At 50.1% G+C, this 25,988-nt stretch carries 13 protein-coding genes, 7 tRNA genes and 6 rRNA genes; 1 reads left to right on the top strand and 25 read right to left on the bottom strand.

What is annotated here, in order from left to right:
• Nucleotides 1-20 precede the first annotated feature (20 nt).
• On the top strand, nt 21-947 hold the full coding sequence (locus NST70_RS00415; protein WP_035183007.1) for a YaaC family protein: 927 nt from the start codon (nt 21-23) through the stop codon (nt 945-947).
• Nucleotides 948-1,194: 247 nt separating this feature from the next.
• Here NST70_RS00415 and rrf (NST70_RS00410) read toward each other — a convergent pair.
• The 25 genes from rrf (NST70_RS00410) to NST70_RS00290 all read right to left on the bottom strand — a co-directional run bounded on the left by rrf (NST70_RS00410) (nt 1,195) and on the right by NST70_RS00290 (nt 25,981).
• Nucleotides 1,195-1,310: ribosomal RNA gene (gene rrf / locus NST70_RS00410) — 5S ribosomal RNA — on the bottom strand.
• Nucleotides 1,311-1,718: 408 nt separating this feature from the next.
• Nucleotides 1,719-4,651: ribosomal RNA gene (locus NST70_RS00405) — 23S ribosomal RNA — on the bottom strand.
• A 318-nt stretch (nt 4,652-4,969) separates the two neighbouring features.
• A 16S ribosomal RNA gene (locus NST70_RS00400) occupies nt 4,970-6,523 on the bottom strand.
• Between the two features lie 120 nt (nt 6,524-6,643).
• Nucleotides 6,644-6,719: transfer RNA gene (locus NST70_RS00395), tRNA-Ala, on the bottom strand.
• A gap of 9 nt (nt 6,720-6,728) precedes the next feature.
• Nucleotides 6,729-6,805 (bottom strand) — tRNA-Pro (locus tag NST70_RS00390).
• 7 nt (nt 6,806-6,812) lie between these two features.
• Nucleotides 6,813-6,886, bottom strand: a tRNA-Arg gene (locus NST70_RS00385).
• 10 nt (nt 6,887-6,896) lie between these two features.
• Nucleotides 6,897-6,985: transfer RNA gene (locus tag NST70_RS00380), tRNA-Leu, on the bottom strand.
• 12 nt (nt 6,986-6,997) lie between these two features.
• Nucleotides 6,998-7,072: transfer RNA gene (locus NST70_RS00375), tRNA-Gly, on the bottom strand.
• Between the two features lie 70 nt (nt 7,073-7,142).
• Nucleotides 7,143-7,215, bottom strand: a tRNA-Lys gene (locus NST70_RS00370).
• Nucleotides 7,216-7,222: 7 nt separating this feature from the next.
• Nucleotides 7,223-7,298, bottom strand: a tRNA-Val gene (locus tag NST70_RS00365).
• A gap of 8 nt (nt 7,299-7,306) precedes the next feature.
• Nucleotides 7,307-7,422 (bottom strand): 5S ribosomal RNA (gene rrf, locus NST70_RS00360).
• A gap of 242 nt (nt 7,423-7,664) precedes the next feature.
• Nucleotides 7,665-10,597 (bottom strand): 23S ribosomal RNA (locus tag NST70_RS00355).
• Between the two features lie 318 nt (nt 10,598-10,915).
• Nucleotides 10,916-12,469: ribosomal RNA gene (locus NST70_RS00350) — 16S ribosomal RNA — on the bottom strand.
• The 16S, 23S and 5S rRNA genes sit together here with 7 tRNA genes alongside, the layout of an rRNA operon.
• Before the next feature lie 395 nt (nt 12,470-12,864).
• Nucleotides 12,865-14,352, bottom strand: coding sequence for a lysine--tRNA ligase (gene lysS, locus NST70_RS00345; protein ID WP_046721998.1), 1,488 nt, complete (start codon nt 14,350-14,352; stop codon nt 12,865-12,867).
• A gap of 330 nt (nt 14,353-14,682) precedes the next feature.
• A complete protein-coding gene (folK, locus tag NST70_RS00340) occupies nt 14,683-15,201 on the bottom strand; it encodes a 2-amino-4-hydroxy-6-hydroxymethyldihydropteridine diphosphokinase (protein WP_017550858.1) in 519 nt (172 codons plus the stop codon).
• On the bottom strand, nt 15,194-15,562 hold the full coding sequence (gene folB / locus NST70_RS00335; RefSeq protein WP_014096547.1) for a dihydroneopterin aldolase: 369 nt from the start codon (nt 15,560-15,562) through the stop codon (nt 15,194-15,196). The genes folK and folB overlap by 8 nt, the downstream gene beginning before the upstream one ends.
• Nucleotides 15,540-16,376: a dihydropteroate synthase gene (folP, locus tag NST70_RS00330; RefSeq protein WP_014096548.1), complete on the bottom strand. Its 837-nt coding sequence runs from the start codon at nt 16,374-16,376 to the stop codon at nt 15,540-15,542. Before folP ends, folB begins: the two co-directional genes overlap by 23 nt.
• A gap of 227 nt (nt 16,377-16,603) precedes the next feature.
• A complete protein-coding gene (gene cysK / locus NST70_RS00325) occupies nt 16,604-17,530 on the bottom strand; it encodes a cysteine synthase A (protein WP_014096549.1) in 927 nt (308 codons plus the stop codon).
• A 334-nt stretch (nt 17,531-17,864) separates the two neighbouring features.
• Complete coding sequence (hslO, locus tag NST70_RS00320) at nt 17,865-18,746, bottom strand: Hsp33 family molecular chaperone HslO (protein WP_017550859.1); 882 nt, start codon at nt 18,744-18,746, stop codon at nt 17,865-17,867.
• Nucleotides 18,747-18,761: 15 nt separating this feature from the next.
• The gene (locus NST70_RS00315; RefSeq protein WP_017550860.1) at nt 18,762-19,532 is read right to left on the bottom strand and encodes a type III pantothenate kinase; all 771 of its coding nucleotides are present in this window, start codon (nt 19,530-19,532) and stop codon (nt 18,762-18,764) included.
• A 151-nt stretch (nt 19,533-19,683) separates the two neighbouring features.
• Nucleotides 19,684-21,696, bottom strand: a complete 2,013-nt coding sequence (ftsH, locus tag NST70_RS00310) for an ATP-dependent zinc metalloprotease FtsH (RefSeq protein WP_014096552.1) — start codon at nt 21,694-21,696, stop codon at nt 19,684-19,686.
• Nucleotides 21,697-21,862: 166 nt separating this feature from the next.
• Entirely contained in the window at nt 21,863-22,411 is a 549-nt protein-coding gene (hpt, locus tag NST70_RS00305; protein ID WP_014096553.1) for a hypoxanthine phosphoribosyltransferase, read from the bottom strand.
• A complete protein-coding gene (tilS, locus tag NST70_RS00300; RefSeq protein WP_014096554.1) occupies nt 22,395-23,831 on the bottom strand; it encodes a tRNA lysidine(34) synthetase TilS in 1,437 nt (478 codons plus the stop codon). Before tilS ends, hpt begins: the two co-directional genes overlap by 17 nt.
• Nucleotides 23,832-24,288: 457 nt before the next feature.
• A complete protein-coding gene (locus NST70_RS00295; RefSeq protein WP_014096555.1) occupies nt 24,289-25,278 on the bottom strand; it encodes a serine/threonine protein kinase in 990 nt (329 codons plus the stop codon).
• Entirely contained in the window at nt 25,244-25,981 is a 738-nt protein-coding gene (locus tag NST70_RS00290) for a VWA domain-containing protein (protein WP_014096556.1), read from the bottom strand. Before NST70_RS00290 ends, NST70_RS00295 begins: the two co-directional genes overlap by 35 nt.
• Nucleotides 25,982-25,988 lie beyond the last annotated feature (7 nt).

The raw sequence follows: 25,988 nt of genomic DNA, 5'->3' as shown, positions 1-25,988 counted from the left end.
AGGGCGAAATATTGTCTTTTATGGACCAATGGGATCACTTGATTTTATTTCAATCCGCAGAATATACGCAGCGCTATTTGAAAGCCCGCTATGAGGCTTCGGATTTTAGCCAAAGCGCCGCCAAAAGCTATGAGAACTGTTATGCTTTTATGTATTATCTCGAACACGGTGAAGCTTATTACCGCCAGGCTGTGCAGGCGCCCGTTTCGATTCAGCCTGTTTTGATTTTTTACGGCTTCATTCATTTATTAAAAGCCTGCCTGCTGTCATGCGACCCGCTATATCCTGAAACCACTTCCGTCCTTGCCCATGGGGTGACATCGCGAAAAAAGAAAAAACAAAACTACCGGTTTGGCGAAGACGAGGTTAAAATTCAAAAAACCGGTTTATGCGGCCATTTCGCCCATAAAATGTTCGGACTCGGCCCGCTCGAAGGCAATAAATACACCATGCAGAGCCTGCTTCGGCAAATCCCAGAACTTGAAACGGCCTTCCCCCGCCGGAAATATTTTTTGCCGGTAGAAGAAAAGAACGGGAAGTACCGGCTTCCTTTTGCGGTCCTTGATGGCTATCATATGACAGCGGGCAGGTTTTCACAATATTTGTCCGAAAAACTTCAGGACAGACTTTTGGAAATGGAAGCGGAAGAAGACGCCTTCTCGTTTTCCGCCCGCGGCTGTCTCCCTCCGCCATTCCGTTATCATTTCTTTACAAATCAAATTTACTTTCCGTATAAATTACAACCGGAAAACGACCTTCCCGATATATTGGTCCATTACCTGCTTTTGTATAATTTGAGCATGATTTCCCGCTACGAAACAGAATGGTGGGCAGAGCTGCTTAAAAACCGGGAAACAATTGACTTTCCGGCCATCCGCCTTTTTCTCCAGACAGCAATCGAAAAAGGCCCGTTCCTCTGCCTACAGTTTCTTAACGGCAGGCAGTAAAACAAGCTATGCAAATGTCAGGGTGAAACCGATGCTTATGGACAAGAGCAAAATGGAACGATTCACCGGCTATCTGTGCTTTTCGGCTGATTTCTGTCATCAAGAAGACCACGAAAGTTAAAAAATCCCTTTCTGTCGCTTCATATAATAACTTTAAGCAAAACGGCCCTGCATTCCGAAAAAAAGCAATGAGCCGAGTACATTAACACGCAAAAACCGCAGACAAATCGTCTGCGGTTTTGATTTGGCCCGGCAACGTCCTACTCTCGCAGGGGGAAACCCCCAACTACCATCGGCGCTGGAAAGCTTAACTTCCGTGTTCGGGATGGGAACGGGTGTGACCTTTCCGCCATCATCACCGGACCTGTATAATTTTTGGGATGTGTTCCCTGAAAACCGAATGGGAGAAAAAACTGTAAACGGAGAATAGCTTTGGTTTCTAACTTTGAGAATTGTCTAGCTCCAGCGCCTTTGGCAAGGCACCTCCGCTTTTCTATTGTCCAGCTCCGGTGCCTAGCCCCTCGAGGTCGAATAACCTGCCCGTCACGGAGCCAAAAGACGGCTCCATGCCGGTCAGAACATTCGCTTGTCGGGGCTAAACAAGGCACCTCCGCTTTTCTGTTGTCCAGCTCCAGCGCCTATCGGCTAGCGTATTTCTACGCTTTCTCCCTACGATAAGTCAACATCGGCTCGATACCTCGCCGTGTTTCCTTTATCTCAGTCGAAAGCTCCGAAATCCGTACGCCGATGACCAAGGCGCTTCCGCTTTTCGTGGTTAAGTCCTCGATCGATTAGTATCCGTCAGCTCCACGCGTCGCCGCGCTTCCACCCCGGACCTATCAACCTGATCATCTTTCAGGGATCTTACCAGTATAAACTGTGGGAAATCTCATCTTGAGGGGGGCTTCATGCTTAGATGCTTTCAGCACTTATCCCTTCCGCACATAGCTACCCAGCGATGCCTTTGGCAAGACAACTGGTACACCAGCGGTGCGTCCATCCCGGTCCTCTCGTACTAAGGACAGCTCCTCTCAAATTTCCTGCGCCCGCGACGGATAGGGACCGAACTGTCTCACGACGTTCTGAACCCAGCTCGCGTACCGCTTTAATGGGCGAACAGCCCAACCCTTGGGACCGACTACAGCCCCAGGATGCGATGAGCCGACATCGAGGTGCCAAACCTCCCCGTCGATGTGGACTCTTGGGGGAGATCAGCCTGTTATCCCCAGGGTAGCTTTTATCCGTTGAGCGATGGCCCTTCCATGCGGAACCACCGGATCACTAAGCCCGACTTTCGTCCCTGCTCGACTTGTAAGTCTCGCAGTCAAGCTCCCTTATGCCTTTACACTCTGCGAATGATTTCCAACCATTCTGAGGGAACCTTTGGGCGCCTCCGTTACCTTTTAGGAGGCGACCGCCCCAGTCAAACTGCCTGCCTGACACTGTCTCCCACCCCGGTAAGGGGTGCGGGTTAGAATTTCAATACAGCCAGGGTAGTATCCCACCGATGCCTCCGCCGAAGCTGGCGCTCCGGTTTCCAAGGCTCCTACCTATCCTGTACAAGCTGTACCAAAATTCAATATCAGGCTGCAGTAAAGCTCCATGGGGTCTTTCCGTCCTGTCGCGGGTAACCTGCATCTTCACAGGTACTATAATTTCACCGAGTCTCTCGTTGAGACAGTGCCCAGATCGTTACACCTTTCGTGCGGGTCAGAACTTACCTGACAAGGAATTTCGCTACCTTAGGACCGTTATAGTTACGGCCGCCGTTTACTGGGGCTTCAGTTCAGAGCTTCGCCTGACGGCTAACCCCTCTCCTTAACCTTCCAGCACCGGGCAGGTGTCAGCCCCTATACTTCGCCTTGCGGCTTCGCAGAGACCTGTGTTTTTGCTAAACAGTCGCCTGGGCCTATTCACTGCGGCTTCCCGGGGCATACACCCCAAAAAGCACCCCTTCTCCCGAAGTTACGGGGTCATTTTGCCGAGTTCCTTAACGAGAGTTCTCTCGCTCACCTTAGGATTCTCTCCTCGCCTACCTGTGTCGGTTTGCGGTACGGGCGCCTTTCACCTCACTAGAGGCTTTTCTTGGCAGTGTGGAATCAGGAACTTCGGTACTAAAATTTCCCTCGCCATCACAGCTCCGCCTTGGCGCGAAGGATTTGCCTCCGCACCGGCCTAACTGCTTGGACGCGATCAACCAGTGTCGCGCTTGCCCTATCCTCCTGCGTCCCCCCATCGTTCAAACGGTGAAGAGGCGGTACAGGAATATCAACCTGTTGTCCATCGCCTACGCCTTTCGGCCTCGGCTTAGGCCCCGACTAACCCTGAGCGGACGAGCCTTCCTCAGGAAACCTTAGGCATTCGGTGGAAGGGATTCTCACCCTTCTTTCGCTACTCATACCGGCATTCTCACTTCTAAGCGCTCCACCGGTCCTTCCGGTCCGGCTTCAACGCCCTTAGAACGCTCTCCTACCACGGACACTATACGGTGTCCATCCGCAGCTTCGGTGATACGTTTAGCCCCGGTACATTTTCGGCGCAGCGTCACTCGACCAGTGAGCTATTACGCACTCTTTAAATGATGGCTGCTTCTAAGCCAACATCCTGGTTGTCTAAGCAACGCCACATCCTTTTCCACTTAACGTATACTTTGGGACCTTAGCTGGCGGTCTGGGCTGTTTCCCTTTCGACCATGGATCTTATCACTCACAGTCTGACTCCCAAGCATAAGTTTTTGGCATTCGGAGTTTGTCTGAATTCGGTAACCCGATGAGGGCCCCTCGTCCAAACAGTGCTCTACCTCCAAAACTCTTCGCTTGAGGCTAGCCCTAAAGCTATTTCGGAGAGAACCAGCTATCTCCAAGTTCGATTGGAATTTCTCCGCTACCCACACCTCATCCCCGCACTTTTCAACGTGCGTGGGTTCGGGCCTCCAGCAAGTGTTACCTTGCCTTCACCCTGGACATGGGTAGATCACCTGGTTTCGGGTCTGCGGCCTCATACTCTTTCGCCCTGTTCAGACTCGCTTTCGCTGCGGCTCCGCTTCTTCAGCTTAACCTTGCATGAGACCGTAACTCGCCGGTTCATTCTACAAAAGGCACGCCATCACCCGTTAACGGGCTCTGACTACTTGTAGGCACACGGTTTCAGGATCTCTTTCACTCCCCTCCCGGGGTGCTTTTCACCTTTCCCTCACGGTACTGGTTCACTATCGGTCACTAGGGAGTATTTAGCCTTGGGAGATGGTCCTCCCGGATTCCGGCGGGATTCCTCGTGTCCCGCCGTACTCAGGATCCACTCGGGAGAGAACGAAGTTTCAGTTACAGGGCTTTTACCTTCTCCGGCAGGCCTTTCCAGGCCGCTTCACTTACCCCGTTCTTTTGTAACTCCCATATGAGTGTCCTACAACCCCGGAAGGCAAGCCTTCCGGTTTGGGCTGTTTCCTGTTCGCTCGCCGCTACTTGGGAAATCGCAATTGCTTTCTCTTCCTCCGGGTACTGAGATGTTTCAGTTCCCCGGGTGTGCCCTTCCTGCCCTATGGATTCAGGCAGGAATCCTGTCCGATTAAAGACAGGGGGTTTCCCCATTCGGAAATCTCCGGATCAAAGCTTACGTACAGCTCCCCGGAGCATATCGGTGTTTGTACCGTCCTTCATCGGCTCCTAGTGCCAAGGCATTCACCGTGCGCCCTTTCTAACTTAACCATAAAAAGGTTTAAATCCAAAAATAAGCGATTCTCGGTTTACTTGGTTTGTTTCTCCTATCCGGTTTTCAAAGAACACATGTTGAAGGATTGAACCTTCAAAACTGAACAAAACGGAAACGTCAAACTTGATTTTGGAAAACGAAGTTTTCCTTTTCTGTCTAGCTCCGGGCGCTATCGGCTAGCGTATTTCTACGTCTTCTCCCTACGATAAGTCAACATCGATTCGCCTTTAAGGCTCATCGTGTTTCCTTTATCTCAGTCGAAGACTACGAAATCCGTACGCCGATGAACGAGCGCCCTACGCTTTTCCCCTTAGAAAGGAGGTGATCCAGCCGCACCTTCCGATACGGCTACCTTGTTACGACTTCACCCCAATCATCTGTCCCACCTTCGGCGGCTGGCTCCGTAAAGGTTACCTCACCGACTTCGGGTGTTACAAACTCTCGTGGTGTGACGGGCGGTGTGTACAAGGCCCGGGAACGTATTCACCGCGGCATGCTGATCCGCGATTACTAGCGATTCCGGCTTCATGCAGGCGGGTTGCAGCCTGCAATCCGAACTGGGAATGGTTTTCTGGGATTGGCTTAACCTCGCGGTCTCGCAGCCCTTTGTACCATCCATTGTAGCACGTGTGTAGCCCAGGTCATAAGGGGCATGATGATTTGACGTCATCCCCACCTTCCTCCGGTTTGTCACCGGCAGTCACCTTAGAGTGCCCAACTGAATGCTGGCAACTAAGGTCAAGGGTTGCGCTCGTTGCGGGACTTAACCCAACATCTCACGACACGAGCTGACGACAACCATGCACCACCTGTCACTCTGTCCCCCGAAGGGGAAGGCCCTGTCTCCAGGGAGGTCAGAGGATGTCAAGACCTGGTAAGGTTCTTCGCGTTGCTTCGAATTAAACCACATGCTCCACCGCTTGTGCGGGCCCCCGTCAATTCCTTTGAGTTTCAGCCTTGCGGCCGTACTCCCCAGGCGGAGTGCTTAATGCGTTAGCTGCAGCACTAAAGGGCGGAAACCCTCTAACACTTAGCACTCATCGTTTACGGCGTGGACTACCAGGGTATCTAATCCTGTTTGCTCCCCACGCTTTCGCGCCTCAGCGTCAGTTACAGACCAGAGAGCCGCCTTCGCCACTGGTGTTCCTCCACATCTCTACGCATTTCACCGCTACACGTGGAATTCCACTCTCCTCTTCTGCACTCAAGCCTCCCAGTTTCCAATGACCGCTTGCGGTTGAGCCGCAAGATTTCACATCAGACTTAAGAAGCCGCCTGCGCGCGCTTTACGCCCAATAATTCCGGACAACGCTTGCCACCTACGTATTACCGCGGCTGCTGGCACGTAGTTAGCCGTGGCTTTCTGGCCGGGTACCGTCAAGGCGCCGCCCTGTTCGAACGGCACTTGTTCTTCCCCGGCAACAGAGTTTTACGACCCGAAGGCCTTCTTCACTCACGCGGCGTTGCTCCGTCAGACTTTCGTCCATTGCGGAAGATTCCCTACTGCTGCCTCCCGTAGGAGTTTGGGCCGTGTCTCAGTCCCAATGTGGCCGATCACCCTCTCAGGTCGGCTACGCATCGTTGCCTTGGTGAGCCGTTACCCCACCAACAAGCTAATGCGCCGCGGGCCCATCTGTAAGTGACAGCCGAAGCCGTCTTTCCTTTTTCCTCCATGCGGAGGAAAAAACTATCCGGTATTAGCCCCGGTTTCCCGGCGTTATCCCGATCTTACAGGCAGGTTGCCCACGTGTTACTCACCCGTCCGCCGCTAACCTTTTAAAAGCAAGCTTTTAAAAGGTCCGCACGACTTGCATGTATTAGGCACGCCGCCAGCGTTCGTCCTGAGCCAGGATCAAACTCTCAGTAAAGATGTTTGATAAAAGCTCAAAAAGAATTTGACGTTTCGTTTTGTCCAGTTTTCAAGGAACAATCACAAACAGCAACTTTTAAAGTATAACACTTATTTATTTAGAAGTCAATACTTTTTTTGGTGGAGCCTAGCGGGATCGAACCGCTGACCTCCTGCGTGCAAAGCAGGCGCTCTCCCAGCTGAGCTAAGGCCCCGAATTTGAATGGTCGGGAAGACAGGATTCGAACCTGCGACCCCATGGTCCCAAACCATGTGCTCTACCAAGCTGAGCTACTTCCCGTATATAGCGCGCCCAAGAGGAGTCGAACCCCTAACCTTTTGATCCGTAGTCAAACGCTCTATCCAATTGAGCTATGGGCGCATATATCGAATGGTGCCGAGGACCGGAGTCGAACCGGTACGGTAGTCACCTACCGCAGGATTTTAAGTCCTGTGCGTCTGCCAATTCCGCCACCCCGGCAAGAGAAAAAAATGGAGCGGAAGACGGGATTCGAACCCGCGACCCCCACCTTGGCAAGGTGATGTTCTACCACTGAACTACTTCCGCAAAAATTCAGGTCAAAGAATTTCAGGCCGTCTTTGAACAGGCTGAAATTCTTATTTCCTGCTAAATATGATGAGCCATGCAGGATTCGAACCTGCGACCCTCTGATTAAAAGTCAGATGCTCTACCAACTGAGCTAATGGCTCATATTTATGGTGGAGGATGACGGGATCGAACCGCCGACCCTCTGCTTGTAAGGCAGACGCTCTCCCAGCTGAGCTAATCCTCCGTATTATGGCCCGGCAACGTCCTACTCTCGCAGGGGGAAACCCCCAACTACCATCGGCGCTGGAAAGCTTAACTTCCGTGTTCGGGATGGGAACGGGTGTGACCTTTCCGCCATCATCACCGGACCTGTATAATTTTTGGGATGTGTTCCCTGAAAACCGGATGGGAGAAAAAACTGTAAACGGAGAACGCGTTTCTAACTTTGAGAATTGTCTAGCTCCAGCGCCTATCGGCTAGCGTATTTCTGCGCTTTCTCCCTACGATAAGTCAACATCGGCTCGCCTTTAGGGGCTCGCCGTGTTTCCTTTATCTCAGTCGAAAGCTCCGAAATCCGTACGCCGATGACCAAGGCGCTTCCGCTTTTCTATTGGTTAAGTCCTCGATCGATTAGTATCCGTCAGCTCCACGCGTCGCCGCGCTTCCACCCCGGACCTATCAACCTGATCATCTTTCAGGGATCTTACCAGTATAAACTGTGGGAAATCTCATCTTGAGGGGGGCTTCATGCTTAGATGCTTTCAGCACTTATCCCTTCCGCACATAGCTACCCAGCGATGCCTTTGGCAAGACAACTGGTACACCAGCGGTGCGTCCATCCCGGTCCTCTCGTACTAAGGACAGCTCCTCTCAAATTTCCTGCGCCCGCGACGGATAGGGACCGAACTGTCTCACGACGTTCTGAACCCAGCTCGCGTACCGCTTTAATGGGCGAACAGCCCAACCCTTGGGACCGACTACAGCCCCAGGATGCGATGAGCCGACATCGAGGTGCCAAACCTCCCCGTCGATGTGGACTCTTGGGGGAGATCAGCCTGTTATCCCCAGGGTAGCTTTTATCCGTTGAGCGATGGCCCTTCCATGCGGAACCACCGGATCACTAAGCCCGACTTTCGTCCCTGCCCGACTTGTAAGTCTCGCAGTCAAGCTCCCTTATGCCTTTACACTCTGCGAATGATTTCCAACCATTCTGAGGGAACCTTTGGGCGCCTCCGTTACCTTTTAGGAGGCGACCGCCCCAGTCAAACTGCCTGCCTGACACTGTCTCCCACCCCGGTAAGGGGTGCGGGTTAGAATTTCAATACAGCCAGGGTAGTATCCCACCGATGCCTCCGCCGAAGCTGGCGCTCCGGTTTCCAAGGCTCCTACCTATCCTGTACAAGCTGTACCAAAATTCAATATCAGGCTGCAGTAAAGCTCCATGGGGTCTTTCCGTCCTGTCGCGGGTAACCTGCATCTTCACAGGTACTATAATTTCACCGAGTCTCTCGTTGAGACAGTGCCCAGATCGTTACACCTTTCGTGCGGGTCAGAACTTACCTGACAAGGAATTTCGCTACCTTAGGACCGTTATAGTTACGGCCGCCGTTTACTGGGGCTTCAGTTCAGAGCTTCGCCTGACGGCTAACCCCTCTCCTTAACCTTCCAGCACCGGGCAGGTGTCAGCCCCTATACTTCGCCTTGCGGCTTCGCAGAGACCTGTGTTTTTGCTAAACAGTCGCCTGGGCCTATTCACTGCGGCTTCCCGGGGCATACACCCCAAAAAGCACCCCTTCTCCCGAAGTTACGGGGTCATTTTGCCGAGTTCCTTAACGAGAGTTCTCTCGCTCACCTTAGGATTCTCTCCTCGCCTACCTGTGTCGGTTTGCGGTACGGGCGCCTTTCACCTCACTAGAGGCTTTTCTTGGCAGTGTGGAATCAGGAACTTCGGTACTAAAATTTCCCTCGCCATCACAGCTCCGCCTTGGCGCGAAGGATTTGCCTCCGCACCGGCCTAACTGCTTGGACGCGATCAACCAGTGTCGCGCTTGCCCTATCCTCCTGCGTCCCCCCATCGTTCAAACGGTGAAGAGGCGGTACAGGAATATCAACCTGTTGTCCATCGCCTACGCCTTTCGGCCTCGGCTTAGGCCCCGACTAACCCTGAGCGGACGAGCCTTCCTCAGGAAACCTTAGGCATTCGGTGGAAGGGATTCTCACCCTTCTTTCGCTACTCATACCGGCATTCTCACTTCTAAGCGCTCCACCGGTCCTTCCGGTCCGGCTTCAACGCCCTTAGAACGCTCTCCTACCACGGACACCATACGGTGTCCATCCGCAGCTTCGGTGATACGTTTAGCCCCAGTACATTTTCGGCGCAGCGTCACTCGACCAGTGAGCTATTACGCACTCTTTGAATGATGGCTGCTTCTAAGCCAACATCCTGGTTGTCTAAGCAACGCCACATCCTTTTCCACTTAACGTATACTTTGGGACCTTAGCTGGCGGTCTGGGCTGTTTCCCTTTCGACCATGGATCTTATCACTCACAGTCTGACTCCCAAGCATAAGTTTTTGGCATTCGGAGTTTGTCTGAATTCGGTAACCCGATGAGGGCCCCTCGTCCAAACAGTGCTCTACCTCCAAAACTCTTCGCTTGAGGCTAGCCCTAAAGCTATTTCGGAGAGAACCAGCTATCTCCAAGTTCGATTGGAATTTCTCCGCTACCCACACCTCATCCCCGCACTTTTCAACGTGCGTGGGTTCGGGCCTCCAGCAAGTGTTACCTTGCCTTCACCCTGGACATGGGTAGATCACCTGGTTTCGGGTCTGCGGCCTCATACTCTTTCGCCCTGTTCAGACTCGCTTTCGCTGCGGCTCCGCTTCTTCAGCTTAACCTTGCATGAGACCGTAACTCGCCGGTTCATTCTACAAAAGGCACGCCATCACCCGTTAACGGGCTCTGACTACTTGTAGGCACACGGTTTCAGGATCTCTTTCACTCCCCTCCCGGGGTGCTTTTCACCTTTCCCTCACGGTACTGGTTCACTATCGGTCACTAGGGAGTATTTAGCCTTGGGAGATGGTCCTCCCGGATTCCGGCGGGATTCCTCGTGTCCCGCCGTACTCAGGATCCACTCGGGAGAGAACGAAGTTTCAGTTACAGGGCTTTTACCTTCTCCGGCAGGCCTTTCCAGGCCGCTTCACTTACCCCGTTCTTTTGTAACTCCCATATGAGTGTCCTACAACCCCGGAAGGCAAGCCTTCCGGTTTGGGCTGTTTCCTGTTCGCTCGCCGCTACTTGGGAAATCGCAATTGCTTTCTCTTCCTCCGGGTACTGAGATGTTTCAGTTCCCCGGGTGTGCCCTTCCTGCCCTATGGATTCAGGCAGGAATCCTGTCCGATTAAAGACAGGGGGTTTCCCCATTCGGAAATCTCCGGATCAAAGCTTACGTACAGCTCCCCGGAGCATATCGGTGTTTGTACCGTCCTTCATCGGCTCCTAGTGCCAAGGCATCCGCCGTGCGCCCTTTCTAACTTAACCATAAAAAGGTTTAAATCCAAAAATAAGCGATTCTCGGTTTACTTGGTTTGTTTCTCCTATCCGGTTTTCAAAGAACACATGTTGAAGGATTGAACCTTCAAAACTGAACAAAACGGAAACGTCAAACTTGATTTTGGAAAACGAAGTTTTCCTTTTCTGTCTAGCTCCGGGCGCTATCGGCTAGCGTATTTCTACGTCTTCTCCCTACGATAAGTCAACATCGATTCGCCTTTAAGGCTCATCGTGTTTCCTTTATCTCAGTCGAAGACTACGAAATCCGTACGCCGATGAACGAGCGCCCTACGCTTTTCCCCTTAGAAAGGAGGTGATCCAGCCGCACCTTCCGATACGGCTACCTTGTTACGACTTCACCCCAATCATCTGTCCCACCTTCGGCGGCTGGCTCCGTAAAGGTTACCTCACCGACTTCGGGTGTTACAAACTCTCGTGGTGTGACGGGCGGTGTGTACAAGGCCCGGGAACGTATTCACCGCGGCATGCTGATCCGCGATTACTAGCGATTCCGGCTTCATGCAGGCGGGTTGCAGCCTGCAATCCGAACTGGGAATGGTTTTCTGGGATTGGCTTAACCTCGCGGTCTCGCAGCCCTTTGTACCATCCATTGTAGCACGTGTGTAGCCCAGGTCATAAGGGGCATGATGATTTGACGTCATCCCCACCTTCCTCCGGTTTGTCACCGGCAGTCACCTTAGAGTGCCCAACTGAATGCTGGCAACTAAGGTCAAGGGTTGCGCTCGTTGCGGGACTTAACCCAACATCTCACGACACGAGCTGACGACAACCATGCACCACCTGTCACTCTGTCCCCCGAAGGGGAAGGCCCTGTCTCCAGGGAGGTCAGAGGATGTCAAGACCTGGTAAGGTTCTTCGCGTTGCTTCGAATTAAACCACATGCTCCACCGCTTGTGCGGGCCCCCGTCAATTCCTTTGAGTTTCAGCCTTGCGGCCGTACTCCCCAGGCGGAGTGCTTAATGCGTTAGCTGCAGCACTAAAGGGCGGAAACCCTCTAACACTTAGCACTCATCGTTTACGGCGTGGACTACCAGGGTATCTAATCCTGTTTGCTCCCCACGCTTTCGCGCCTCAGCGTCAGTTACAGACCAGAGAGCCGCCTTCGCCACTGGTGTTCCTCCACATCTCTACGCATTTCACCGCTACACGTGGAATTCCACTCTCCTCTTCTGCACTCAAGCCTCCCAGTTTCCAATGACCGCTTGCGGTTGAGCCGCAAGATTTCACATCAGACTTAAGAAGCCGCCTGCGCGCGCTTTACGCCCAATAATTCCGGACAACGCTTGCCACCTACGTATTACCGCGGCTGCTGGCACGTAGTTAGCCGTGGCTTTCTGGCCGGGTACCGTCAAGGCGCCGCCCTGTTCGAACGGCACTTGTTCTTCCCCGGCAACAGAGTTTTACGACCCGAAGGCCTTCTTCACTCACGCGGCGTTGCTCCGTCAGACTTTCGTCCATTGCGGAAGATTCCCTACTGCTGCCTCCCGTAGGAGTTTGGGCCGTGTCTCAGTCCCAATGTGGCCGATCACCCTCTCAGGTCGGCTACGCATCGTTGCCTTGGTGAGCCGTTACCCCACCAACAAGCTAATGCGCCGCGGGCCCATCTGTAAGTGACAGCCGAAGCCGTCTTTCCTTTTTCCTCCATGCGGAGGAAAAAACTATCCGGTATTAGCCCCGGTTTCCCGGCGTTATCCCGATCTTACAGGCAGGTTGCCCACGTGTTACTCACCCGTCCGCCGCTAACCTTTTAAAAGCAAGCTTTTAAAAGGTCCGCACGACTTGCATGTATTAGGCACGCCGCCAGCGTTCGTCCTGAGCCAGGATCAAACTCTCAGTAAAGATGTTTGATAAAAGCTCAAAAAGAATTTGACGTTTCGTTTTGTCCAGTTTTCAAGGAACAATCTGTGTTGCTTTCTAAGCGACTTTAATATTCTACTACAAACGAATACTATTGTCAACAACTTTTTCAAATCTGTATTTCAGTAGGCATTTAATTAGCCAACGAATATTACTATACCATGCATTTGGCACGAATGCAATAGTTTTTCGCCATTTATTTTTCAAACAAGCTGAAGCCTGCTTCCTTTCACCAAAGCAGGAAAAAAGCTTATGGTTGGCCATAACAAACATCCATTCCCAAGAAACTGGCCACTTGAACGTTAATATTATATTAAAATAATGTTTTCAAAAAGCAGCGGTTCCTGCCCCGCTGCTTTTTGTAAGTTTTGCTTTGCTTAATCCCTGCTTTTCATTAATGGGAAGAGCAGCACGTCCCGGATAGACGGGGCATTGGTCAGCAACATGACAAGCCGGTCAACGCCGATGCCGAGTCCTCCTGTTGGCGGCATGCCGTATTCCAATGCTTCAATAAAGTCTTCATCCATTTGGTGCGCTTCGTCATTCCCCTGCTCGCGCTCTTTCAGCTGGTTCACGAAACGTTCGCGCTGGTCGATCGGGTCATTCAGTTCGGTGAAGGCATTGGCATGTTCACGGCCGACAATGAACAGTTCAAACCGGTCTGTAAACCGCGGGTCTTTTTCATTTTTTCTAGCAAGCGGCGAGATTTCGACCGGGTGCCCGTAAACGAAAGTCGGCTGGATCAGTTTTTCTTCTACCCTTTGCTCGAAAAATTCATTGACGATATGCCCGTATTCCATATGTTCCGTGATTTCAATATGGTGTTCTTTTGCAAGTGCCCTTGCTTCTTCGGTGCTTGTCACATTCCAGAAGTCGACGCCCGTATATTCTTTAATTGCATCGACCATATGCAGGCGGCACCATTCCGGTTCAAGATTTACTTCATGTTCGCCGTACCGGATGGCGGTGGTGCCGAGTACTTCTTTTGCTGTGTGCACAATCATGTTTTCAGTCAGCTGCATAATATCGTTAAAATCCGCATATGCTTCGTACAGCTCAAGCATCGTGAATTCCGGGTTATGGCGGGTATCGATTCCTTCATTGCGGAAAACGCGGCCGATTTCATAGACTTTTTCCAACCCGCCGACAATCAACCGTTTCAGGTGGAGTTCAATCGCAATCCGCATATAAAGGTCGATATCGAGCGCATTGTGATGGGTGATAAACGGCCGTGCAGCCGCCCCACCTGCAATGGCATGCATCATCGGCGTTTCGACTTCCAAATAGCCGTTCTTGTCCAAATAATTGCGGATGGACTGGATAATGCGGCTTCTTGTAATGAACGTGTTTTTACTTTCTTCACTCATAATCAGGTCGAGATAACGCTGACGGTACCGCTGCTCGATGTCCCGCAGGCCGTGGAATTTATCCGGCAACGGGCGCAGCGCTTTTGTTAACAGAATAAATTCTTTGACTTTGACGGACAATTCGCCCACTTTTGTCCGGAAAACCGTGCCTTTAAGCCCGACAATGTCGCCAAGGTCCGTGCTTTTGAATAACTCGTACTGTTCTTCGCCGACTGCGTCCTGGCGAATATAAAACTGGATTTGCCCTTTCAAGTCCTGGATATGGGCAAACCCGGCCCTTCCTTTCCGCCGTTTTGTCATGATCCGCCCGGCAATGGCAACTGGAATCTCTTTTTCTTCCAGTTGTTCTTCCGTGCATTCGCCGTATTTTTGTTTTAATTCTTCCGTGTCGGTTGTCCGTTCAAAACGCTTGCCGAACGGGTCCACCCCTTTTTCGCGGAGCGCCTCCATTTTTTCTTTCCGGACCAGATACTGTTCATTTATATTTTCGCCACTCATCTTTTTTCCTCCAATCGTTAAAAATGCCGGCCAATATGATAGAAAAGGAAAGACGCCTTTCCTTATTTTCCGCCCTCTTCAAGTATGAAAGGTTCTGCCGCCCAACATTAGCCATTATAGACGTATACCTCTATTATTGTACACAATCTTTCGCGTTCAGACATCCTTTCACCAGGTTTTTTCTTTGTATGTATACAAGCAAGTACTGCCGGGATTCCTCCGGCAGTACTCCGTTACATGGCCTGTCGTTGTTTCCGTACCGGTTATACACCAATCCGTATTTCAGTATAAAGCCGCCGCCGGGTTGTTTAAAATGCCCGGGGGTACCCTTTATGGCAAGAAAGCAGTATCCCCTGTGATCTGTTTCCACAGCCGGACACCATCTTTGTCTGTGCACTTTTTCAGCAGTTCCGCATACGGGGTTTTGGTTACAGGGTCGCAAAGTGCATGGTCCAATTCCGCGAGGGGAACCAAAACAAATGCCCGTTCATGCATGCGCGGGTGCGGAATGGTAAGATTCTCTGTTTTCATATTTTCCTGATTATACAACAAAATGTCAAGGTCTATTGTCCGCGGTCCCCAATGAATTTCCCTTTTTCTCCGTAACTTTTTTTCAATCTCAAGGCAGGCAGCGAGCAGGTCAAAAGGGGATAACCGCGTTTCAATTTGAACAGCCATATTTAAAAACTGTCCCTGCTCGGTGTAACCGACAGGATTGGTTTCATAAATGGATGAAACTTTGCAAACCTTTATGTCCGGGTTGTTTCTAAGTAACCGGATGGCGTGCTGAAGATAATCAAATCGCGGTTCAATATTGGATCCGAGTGCCAAATAAGCGAGATTATCCATTCTTTCTTCTCCTTGTAATTTCGACCGCAACGGACTTGTAATGGCCGGGAATGGGCGGGTCCGGTTTGGTTACTTTGACTGTGACTTCCGCAACTTTTTCGTATAAAGCGAGAATGGAAGCAGCCAGTTTTTCTGCGACAGCTTCAAGGAGCTTGAAAGGCTGCCCTTCAACAATTTTTTTCACGCATGCATAGACATCCGCATAACTGACGGTTTCTTCCAGCCGGTCGGTTTCGCCCGCCTGCTTTAAGTCCAAACCAAGCACGATGGATACACGGAAGCGCTGGCCCAGTTTATTTTCCTCGGGCAATACGCCGTGGTAACCGTAAAATTCCATATCATGAATATAAATTTTGTCCATCCTGTTCCCCTTTTCCGACGAGGGCGTCCATCATTTTCACCATTCTGCTTACAGGTTTTACATCGTGGACACGGACCATATGGCAGCCTTTCATGATGCCAAAGCAGCATACCGCCCCAGTGCCTTCCATTCTTTCGCCCGTCGGCAGCCCGAGCACGCTTCCGATCATGCGCTTCCTTGAGGCAGCAAGCAGAACGGGATAGCCGAGTCCAACAAGTTTGTCGAGGTTTCGCATCATTTCCATGTCTTCCTGAAAACCTTTCGCAAACCCGATACCCGGATCGAGGATGATTTGCCGGTCCTCGACGCCTGCTTTTTTTGCAATCGTGATGCTTTCATACAGATCGTTCAGACAGTCCCGCATAAAATGTTCATACTGCGGCTTTTCGCGGTTATGCATTAAAATAATCGGAACGTTGTACTGTGCGGCAACATCGGCGATTTCCGGATCCCGTTTTGCCCCCCATACATCATTGATGATATGTGCGCCTGCTTTTATTGCTTCTTCCGCAGTTCTCGCTTTATACGTATCGACAGAAAGCGGCGCCTGGATTTTTCCTGCCACCGCGTGAATGACCGGCAAGATTCTCTCCAGTTCTTCCTCTGCTGACACCGGCTGATGCCCCGGCCTTGTCGACTCTCCGCCAATATCGAGCAGATCGGCACCGTCCTCTACCATCTGATACGCATGTTCCACCGCTTTCTCAGGCTGAAAAAAATTCCCTCCGTCCGAAAAAGAATCGGGCGTTACATTTAATATGCCCATTACATAGGTTTTACGGGTAAAATCGAACGTAAACGAACCACACTTCAACTGCTGTTCTCCCCTTTTTCAGTTCAATAATTATAGTCTATCACATCCGCGGCCATCGATTAATACGGAATACAAAGATGTGGGTCGCTGGAGCAGATCCGGGATCACCCCGGGCGCCCTACTAAAAAAGCTGCTGGATGCCAACTAGAGGCTGGCGTTTCAAACCAGCATAGATAGGCTGTGAAAAGAAAAACCCGCGGGGCGTTTCTCCGCGGGTTTTATCGTTTTTAATCTTCAAACTGGTAAAGCGGGGTGCTCAAATAGCGTTCGCCGGTATCCGGAATGATGGCAAGCACTTTTTTGCCTTTGCCGAGTTTTTTCGCCACTTCAAGGGCAGCGTAAACGGCAGCACCGGAAGAAATCCCGCCGAGAATGCCTTCTTTTGCCGCTGTATCTTTTGCCGCTTTGAAAGCCTGATCCGTTGTGACACGGATAATTTCATCGTAAATTTCTTTATCAAGTGTTTCAGGGACAAAGTTGGTGCCGATACCTTGAATTTTGTGCGGGCCCGGTTTGCCTTCAGACAACAGCGGGGAGTCATCCGGTTCAACAGCATAAATTTTGATACCTGGATAAGCTTCGCGCAGCGCCTGGCCAGCCCCTGTAATCGTTCCGCCGGTGCCGACGCCGGCAACAAAAGCATCGAGCTGATCTCCCATTTGTTCAATGATTTCTTTACCGGTTGTCAAACGGTGGATTTCCGGGTTGGCCGGGTTTTTGAATTGCTGTGGCATAAAATAGCCGTTTTCTTTCACGAGTTGTTCCGCTTTATTTACTGCGCCTTTAATGCCTTCAGAGCCCGGGGTTAAAACAAGCTTTGCCCCGTATGCACGCAGTAGGCTGCGACGTTCCATACTCATTGTTTCCGGCATGACAATGACAGCTTTGTATCCTTTTGCAGCCGCAATCATGGCAAGCCCGATTCCCGTGTTGCCGCTTGTCGGTTCAACAATGGTGTCGCCCGGTTTTAAGCGTCCTTTTTGTTCAGCGTCTTCAATCATCGCGAGGGCAATCCGGTCTTTTACACTGCTGGCCGGATTGAAATATTCCAGCTTCAAATACACTTCTGCATCATTTTCATTTGTCAGACGGTTTACTTTTACAACCGGTGTGTTGCCGACCAATTCAGCAACAGAGTTCACATACTTTGCCAAAATCATCCACCCCATATTCCGAGTATTTTTATTGGTTTAATATCTAAAAATTAACATCTTTTTACGCAATTGTCAACCAAAATGCCTTGCTATTCTATGACAAAGTGCCTAAGAAACAATGCCGGCAATATCGCTTTTTTAGCCACTGACGCTGGGCTTCTTGATCAAGCGACGGCTATTGCAACGGGACGGGGGCAAGCTTCCGTCAATCAAACAGGCCAGCCCCGATTAGACAACTTGGTTAAAAGTTGCCCATTCGCGCTCAAGGGGCCCGCATTCATCTGAAAAGGAAGGCCGTTTTGCCGAAAATCATCCTGCCCTCACGGCTTTCGCCTTACCCCTTTGCTTCTTCCAGCATTTGTTCCAGATCTTCACGGCTAAAATGGTATTTTTCACGACAGAAATGGCAGACGGCTTCAGCTTGCCCGTCTTCCTCGATCATGTCCCTGAGCTCCTGTTTGCCGAGGCCGATCATAGCAGAAGCAAATTTTTCTTTGGAGCAGGTGCATTCAAACCGTACTGCCATTTTCTCCAATATCTGCACATTTTCTTCGCCGAGCAGATTTGCCAATATTTCTTCCGGCGAAAGCCCCTGGCGGATAAGGTCGGAAATCGGGGCGGTATCAGAAATTTTATTTTCAATTTCCGAGATGACTTTCTCGTCTGTTCCCGGCATCAACTGGATGATAAACCCGCCGGAAGCCAGAATCGTGTTGTCGGGATTAACCAGCACACCGACACCGACTGCAGATGGCACTTGTTCGGAAGCGGCAAAATAATACGTAAAATCTTCGCCGAGCTCGCCGGATACAAGCGGAACCTGGCCTGAAAAATTCTCACGAAGCCCGAGATCTTTTACAACGGTAAGCGTCCCATCTGTCCCGACTGCACGCCGGACATCCAGCTTTCCTTTTTTGTTTAAATCAAAATGGGTTTGCGGATTGGTAACATAGCCCCGGACTTCCCCGTGTGCATTCGCGTCTACCAGAATGACACCGATCGGTCCGCCGCCTTCCACTTTGATCGTAATTTTTTCATCCCCCTTCAGCATGGCCCCCATCATCGCCCCCGCTGTCAACGTTCTGCCCAGCGCGGCGGAAGCTGTCGGCCAAGTGTAGTGCCTCCGTTGGGCTTCTCCAACGGTTTCCGTTGTTTCCGCAGCGTATGCCCGGACCTGCCCGTCATACGCTAATGCTTTAATTAAATAATCCGCCAAAAGAAAAATCCTCCTTTAATGCTGTAAGTTTCGGTTATAAATCAAGTGCAACCCTTTTAAAGTCAAAAATTGGTCGACGATATCAATGCTTTTTGATTCTTTTGCAATGAGGGGTGCATGCCCGCCTGTTGCAATGACGACCGGGTCTTTTTTACTTTTTGCTTTCATCCGGGACACGATACCTTCAACCTGTCCGACATAGCCGAAAACAATGCCTGCCTGCATGGCACTAACGGTGTTCCGGCCAATAATATCATCCGGGCTCGCGATTTCTATCCGGGGCAGTTTGGCTGCTCTCGAGTACAGGGCTTCCGCTGAGATGCTGATGCCCGGCGCAATCGCCCCCCCCATATACTGCTTTTCCTCGTTAATATAACAATAAGTAGTCGCTGTCCCGAAGTCGACAATAATTAACGGACTGCCGTATTCGTGGATGCCGGCGACCGCATTGACAATCCGGTCCGCCCCCACCTCACGCGGATTATCGTATTTGATGTCGAGCCCTGTTTTCACCCCTGGGCCGACGATAAGCGGCGAAACGTGGAAATATTTGCTGCACATCCGCTCCAGTGCGTACATAATTGGAGGCACCACAGAAGAAATAATAATGCCAGTAATATCGTTAAAGTGAATGCCGACATGGCGGAACAAGGCTTTCATAGACATGCCGTATTCATCTTCCGTTTTATCCCGGACGGTTTGAATGCGCCAATGATATTTTAGTTCATCTTTATCGTATACACCTAATACAATGTTTGTATTCCCCACATCGATCACCAATAACATTATGCTCACCACTTTGTTTTTCTGTTAGTTTTTATGCAACCATCATACCATAATCTCCGTGATTTAGAGAATGCTTTCATTTGGTTCCCTAGCCATAAAAAAGCACCGCCTTTTTTTTCAGACGGTGCTTTTTTAAATGATTTGCAACCTATCAAAGTTGATCATCATCTGCCGGTCTTGATGGTCCCAGTTTCCCCGGCCGTTTTTCATCTGGCATCCCGGTATCCGAATTATTTCCGGCACCCGGATCCACTTCTTTGATGCCGCCCTGCTTCGACTGCAGGTTCACGCGCGGCTCGGTTCCACCGATTTCAGCCGGATCCTGGGATTTCGCAGGCTGTTCAGGCAACGTGCCATGTTCAAACAGATGCTTGATTTGTTTTGCATCCAATGTTTCCACTTCAAGCAGCGTTTTTGCGATCAGTTCCAGCTTATCGCGGTGTTCAAGCAAGATCTGCCGTGCCCGTTCATAACAGGTTTTAATGATATTTTGAATCTCTGTATCAATTTCGTAGGCAATTTTATCGGAATAATTTTGGTCATTGTTAATATCTCTGCCCAAAAATACCTGGCCTTGCGAAGACCCGAACTGGAGAGGGCCAAGCTTATCGCTCATCCCAAATTCAGTTACCATCCTTCTCGCAATGCCGGTTGCGCGTTCAAAGTCGTTGGATGCGCCCGTTGACACTTCACCGAACGTAATTTCTTCGGATACACGGCCGCCGAGAAGCCCCGTAATCTTATCGAGCAATTCTGGTTTTGTCATGAAATAACGGTCTTCTTTCGGTACCATCATCGCGTACCCGCCGGCCTGTCCGCGCGGCACAATGGTCACTTTCTGGACAATTTCCGCTTCATCGAGCACAAGCCCGATAACGGTATGCCCGGATTCATGGAAGGCCACAATATTGCGTTCTTTTTCCGAAATGACCCGGCTCTTTTTCGCCGGTCCGGCAATGACGCGGTCTGTCGCTTCATCAATATCCTGCATGTCAATTTTTTTCTTGGAAGCCCTTGCCGCAATCAACGCTGCTTCATTAAGCAGGTTTTCCAGATCGGCTCCGGAAAAACCTGGTGTCCGTTGGGCAATCGCTTTTAAATCGACGGACGGGTCAAGCGGCTTATTGCGCGCATGGACACGCAGCACAGCTTCACGCCCGTGGACATCCGGTCGGTCAACCGTAATCTGACGGTCAAAGCGTCCCGGCCGCAGAAGCGCAGGATCAAGAATATCCGGGCGGTTTGTTGCCGCAATAATAATGATTCCTTCATTGGCGCTAAATCCGTCCATTTCAACGAGCAGCTGGTTCAACGTCTGTTCACGTTCATCATGGCCGCCGCCGAGCCCTGCACCACGCTGGCGCCCGACTGCGTCAATTTCATCAATAAAGATAATACAAGGCGCGTTCTTTTTCGCGTTTTCAAATAAATCACGAACCCGGCTTGCACCGACACCGACAAACATTTCGACAAAATCAGAACCGCTGATGGAGAAGAAAGGAACGCCTGCTTCACCTGCAACTGCCCTTGCCAGCAATGTTTTACCGGTTCCCGGAGGCCCGACAAGCAGTACGCCTTTCGGGATACGGGCACCCAGTTCGGAAAACTTGCGTGGATCTTTTAAGAATTCGACGACTTCGACAAGTTCCTGTTTCTCTTCATCCGCGCCGGCAACGTCACGGAAACGGACTTTCTTTTTGTCGTCATTGTAAAGCCTTGCTTTGCTCTTCCCGAAATTCATGACACGGCCGCCCCCGCCCTGTGCCTGGTTCATCAGGAAGAAGAACAGAATGAAAATAATCACAAACGGAATAATGGATGTCAGGAAAGAAACCCATCCATTCGTTTCTTTTGCCTGGAGGACATCGACTTTCACTTTTTGATCGTGCGCCGCTTTATCGATCCGGTTCAGCATGGCCTGGTCATCCATAACATACGTAATAAACTGTTTATTGCCGTCTTTCAGCAGGCCCCGGATCTCATAAACGCCCCTTGAAGGCTGCGTTGTTATACTCTTTACACTGCCATTATCCAAATAAGAAACAAATTGATCATAGGATATCGTTTCCGTCGTTTCGCTGCTGCGGTTAAAAAAACTTACGATCCCGATCAGGACGACAAATAATAATACGTAGAAAATTGTATTTCTGAAGATCCGATTCATTCCTTACCTCCTCCCACGGTCTTAAAAAACTATATTCAATAGTACTATAGTGGTTTTTAATTTAACAATATTTTGCACCCGTTTTTCATCTTTTTTTCACAGACCGTTTGCTTTTCCATACATATAGCCTGAATTTCACAATGATAGTCCTCTTTTTTCGGAATTCTTACTCCCCCTCATGGGTATAAACAGCTGGCTTCAGGATGCCGATATACGGAAGGTTGCGGTATTTTTCCGCATAGTCAAGGCCGTATCCGACAACGAATTCATCCGGGACAATGAATCCGACATAGTCAGCCTGGATGTCCGCTTTCCGACCCGATGGTTTGTCGAGCAATGTGACGATTTTAATGGATTTTGCTTTCCGGTAACGGAACAATTCAACCAGGTAACTGAGCGTCATCCCGCTGTCAATAATGTCTTCGATAATCAGGACATCGCGCCCTTCCACCGAGGTATCCAAGTCTTTTAAGATTTTGACTTCTCCGGATGAAACAGTAGAATTCCCGTAGCTCGATACGTCCATAAAATCCATTTCCAAATATGTATCCATATGCTTGACAAGATCGGCCATAAACATCATGGCGCCTTTTAATACCCCGATCGCAAGCGGAAATCTGCCATCATACTCTTTCGTCAGCTGCTCCCCCAATTCCTTTACTTTTCGCTGGACTTCCTCTTCTGTAATGAGGATTTTTTCAATATCCTGATTCATCTTGCGATTGCCCCCTAGAAGTTGTTTGCTTACAATAGTGCACGACATAGTAGGTTTCATCAGGTAAAATAAGCCCGGATTCAAACTTTGCTTTTTTCAGATTCGGAAGCCACAGGATGTTCCCTTTTGAATCGGTTACAACCGGCCACAAATCCCGCTCCGGCTTTGAAATTTTCTCATCAATAAATATATCTTTTACCTTTTTTGAACCATTTAGTCCTTTTGCTTCAATTCTGTCCCCCGGTTTCCTTGTACGGACAATAAGGGGGAGAGAAGTGTCGTTTATGTGTAATAATAGCATATTCTTTGGCAGGGATGAATATGAAATTTTGCTTTTTACAAGCTTTATCGTATACCCGTTCGGCAGATCAATCTTCATCCCTTCATCCAAGACATATTGATATGCAGAACGGGCGGGGCGGCGCCCAAAAGAAAAGGCCATGCGCCCGTAGTCCCTTACAGCCTTTAAGCCGCCGGGGAGATCGGCGCTCCCGGACGGATTGGAGCCTGAAGCCAGTTTTAAAACGGCATCTGTATGTATCGCTGTGACGTCTTTTATGTCTTCATTGTAAAGATATTTTAATATTAGATGAATCGCCCGCCTTTGTAAAGGCATAGGCATCCCTTTGAACTTCCGGAGATCGAGCGTGCAAGTTCCGGACCCTGTTTCCGCCATCTGCTTTAATTTTTCCTGCGCCAGCCCGTAAAGATAGATTTCATCTTCCAAAAGCTCTTCGCTGAATCTTTGAAAATGCAAATGGGCCCGCGGGTTTTCTTTCTTTAGAAAAGGCAGGACGGACGCACGAAACCGGTTTCTTGCAAAGTCGGGGGATGCGTTGCTTTCATCGGTGCGTGGTTCGAGATGATAATGGGCGCAGTAATCTATGATTTCTTTTTTGGCCGTGCCCAATAGCGGACGGATGATTTCTCCCTTTGCAAACGGCCGGCGAAACGGAATGCCTGCCCTTCCCTTTCCGCCTGCGCCCCTTGTAAGCCGCATCAGTACCGTTTCCATCTGGTCATCGCCGTGGTGGCCTAATACAACTTTATTGGCGCCGGTTTTCTCCATTGCTTCAGCGAGAAAAGCATACCGGTATTTTCTCGCTGCTTCTTCAATGCCAAGGCCTTCTTCCTTCGCTTTTTCCAGCACCGGGATTTCTGCCGCTTCACAACCGATACGGTGAGATTCGCAAAAGCTTTTGACAAACAAAAGGTCTTTACAGGACGCTTCCCCCCTTAGCATATGGTTAACATGAGCGGCTGTTATCTTTACACGGAAGCGCTCCCTTCGCGAAGTGAGAAAGTGGAGGAGCGCAAGTGAATCCGGCCCGCCGGAAACCGCTACGAGCAAATGGTCTCCCGCCTCAATCAGCCTGTGTTTCCTGATAAAATGGAATACATTGTCCTCAAATGCGAGCATAAAACCTGTCCTTTTCGGTACCGTTTTGTTATTTCCATTGTAACATGGGCGTTTCCAAATTTCTAAACATATTCTGCTTTAAAGAATTTGTGCCGGTGTATTTATCCTGAATATTCATTTCCATCCTTTTGCTTGCATGGACGTTTGCGTAAAATTTGCGCTATAAAAAGGAACTTCAGTTTTTCCATCAAGCCCGACCATCGATTTCTACGAGAACTACTTTTTGCGGCAGGCAACAGAGCGGCAATATTTTGTTCATTTTATATAGCATTTTCATCATAAGGCAAACGGCCGGAAATTTATGCTTTCTTTATAAAAAGGCGCCCGTCCTGAAAAAAGCATAGACTTGCCATCCTTGCCAGTGCTGCGCTCGTTGTCGCTGCGCACTTATTTTCGGCCATGCTGTAATCCCGGATTAGGAGGCCGCCGCATTTTTCCGGCATAAATTTGTGGATATTTAAAAAGGGATGCTGATTTGTCCGTAAGTATAATACCAGTATAACACAGAGATCATCAAGATGATCATCATGGCAGCCATGAACTTTTTAAATTTTCTAAACCTCCGTCTTTTTGCCCGCGACTGTCCGAGTTTTGATTTTTCCGGCCTGTGCGTTGTTTTGGCTTTCTTCTTTTCTCTATGCGAAGTCAGCAGCATAAGCATGTCCTGCCTCATCTCAAAAGCTGTCCGATATCCTCCCCCCAGCGCTTTCCGCAGCACCGCCTCAAATTTGCACAGCCCGGCATGTTGCCTGACCGCCGCCATCAGTTGTGGGAAACCATTTGCCTGTTTTTTTAAAAACCGGTTCGGATAGGCAAGATTGATCATTACCATTGCAACGGAAAACAAATCATAGGAAGGCTCGGCTTTCCGCGATCCCAACCCCCAGTAACCTCTGTCGAAAAACTCCGTAAATTCTTTTACTGAACGTCCGATCTTTGTCATCCCGCCCGGATCAATGCAGCGGATCCTGTTTCCAGGGGTTCCAACCAGCAAGTTTTCGGGCTTCAAATCTCCGAAAATCCAGCCCTGTTCATGCAAATGTTGTAAATCGGAAAGAAGCTGGATCACAAGCACTGCCGCCCAGGAAAAACCTTTCCCGGTGACAAAGGAAAGCAGATCCGGGCCGTCTATATATTCCATGACATAAAAAGGAATGATCTCCCGCCCGCGCTCCCAGTCATCCGCTTCCAAAAAGGAAGGCCCGAGGGACTGCCCCCGGGCCTTGGATATGGTTTTTAGTACGCTGGACTCGGATGCCACCTGGGCAGTGCTCACACCGACTTTTAATGCAACCGGACCGGCCGCCGATTCCGCCAGATAAACAGCGCCATTTGCACCGGCCCCGAGGCGCTTTAGCAATCTGTACCGGTTTTTATGCCATTTCCCCGTCACAACCGTACCCGGCGGATCATTAAATGGATTCTTCAAAGTATTGTCCGTCATCATGCGTATGATATCCCCTCAGCTTCCTTTTCCGGTCAAAATGGCGGATCGCCTCATGAATGGCCGGCCCTGTCGGCGTAATCCCGCCTGTCTGCAGTTTCGGAAATATGGCCACGAGCGATTCCAGTTTCGGTGTCCAGTCAAGCAGTTTCTCCGTTTCTTTCCTTTTCCCAGGAAATATAAAAACTGAAAATTGGTTATTCCCCATTCGCGCATTCAGGCTTAAAGACAAATCAAGCAAAGCTTCTTTTACAGTCTCGAGCTTCGGTTTCATACTTGCGCTTGTATCGACGAGCACGAGAATGTCCAAATCCACTGTTTCCCCCAGTTCATCTACCACCTCCAACACATCGCCGCGTTTTTCAGGCGGCAGTGCTTCAATGGATCCGTTACTTCCCAAAATATGTTTTAATTCCTTGTTCACGATTCCCTGAATCGTCTGGGTCATCGCTTTCCGAGTGACCATTTGCACGGTTTGCGATAATTGTTTCGTATAGACGATCTGGCTGACGCCACCCCCCGACATGGCGATATTTTGAATTTCCGCTGCCCCTTTTTCATCAATGATATCCCGTTCCATGACGCCAATTACATTAATGGTGATGCCTGCTTCTCTTGCCAATGCCGCAGCTGCAGCCGGATCACCCCCCTGGTTTGAACATCCGTCCGTAATCAGCAAAATCTGTTTTAAAGTGCCTGCATTCATTTTTTCT

The organism is Weizmannia sp. FSL K6-0777, from assembly GCF_038593185.1.
Classification (GTDB): domain Bacteria; phylum Bacillota; class Bacilli; order Bacillales; family Bacillaceae_C; genus Weizmannia; species Weizmannia faecalis.
This window is presented reverse-complemented; position numbering and strand designations above follow the sequence as displayed.

What these genes read in the sequence shown, in the direction of transcription:
- NST70_RS00415 (WP_035183007.1), top strand. Translation starts at nt 21, where the DNA reads ATGGACCAATGGGATCACTTGATTTTATTTCAATCCGCAGAATATACG.
- lysS (WP_046721998.1), bottom strand. Translation starts at nt 14,352, where the DNA reads ATGAGTGGCGAAAATATAAATGAACAGTATCTGGTCCGGAAAGAAAAA.
- folK (WP_017550858.1), bottom strand. Translation starts at nt 15,201, where the DNA reads ATGGATAATCTCGCTTATTTGGCACTCGGATCCAATATTGAACCGCGA.
- folB (WP_014096547.1), bottom strand. Translation starts at nt 15,562, where the DNA reads ATGGACAAAATTTATATTCATGATATGGAATTTTACGGTTACCACGGC.
- NST70_RS00315 (WP_017550860.1), bottom strand. Translation starts at nt 19,532, where the DNA reads ATGTTATTGGTGATCGATGTGGGGAATACAAACATTGTATTAGGTGTA.
- ftsH (WP_014096552.1), bottom strand. Translation starts at nt 21,696, where the DNA reads ATGAATCGGATCTTCAGAAATACAATTTTCTACGTATTATTATTTGTC.
- hpt (WP_014096553.1), bottom strand. Translation starts at nt 22,411, where the DNA reads ATGAATCAGGATATTGAAAAAATCCTCATTACAGAAGAGGAAGTCCAG.
- tilS (WP_014096554.1), bottom strand. Translation starts at nt 23,831, where the DNA reads ATGCTCGCATTTGAGGACAATGTATTCCATTTTATCAGGAAACACAGG.
- NST70_RS00295 (WP_014096555.1), bottom strand. Translation starts at nt 25,278, where the DNA reads ATGATGACGGACAATACTTTGAAGAATCCATTTAATGATCCGCCGGGT.
- NST70_RS00290 (WP_014096556.1), bottom strand. Translation starts at nt 25,981, where the DNA reads ATGAATGCAGGCACTTTAAAACAGATTTTGCTGATTACGGACGGATGT.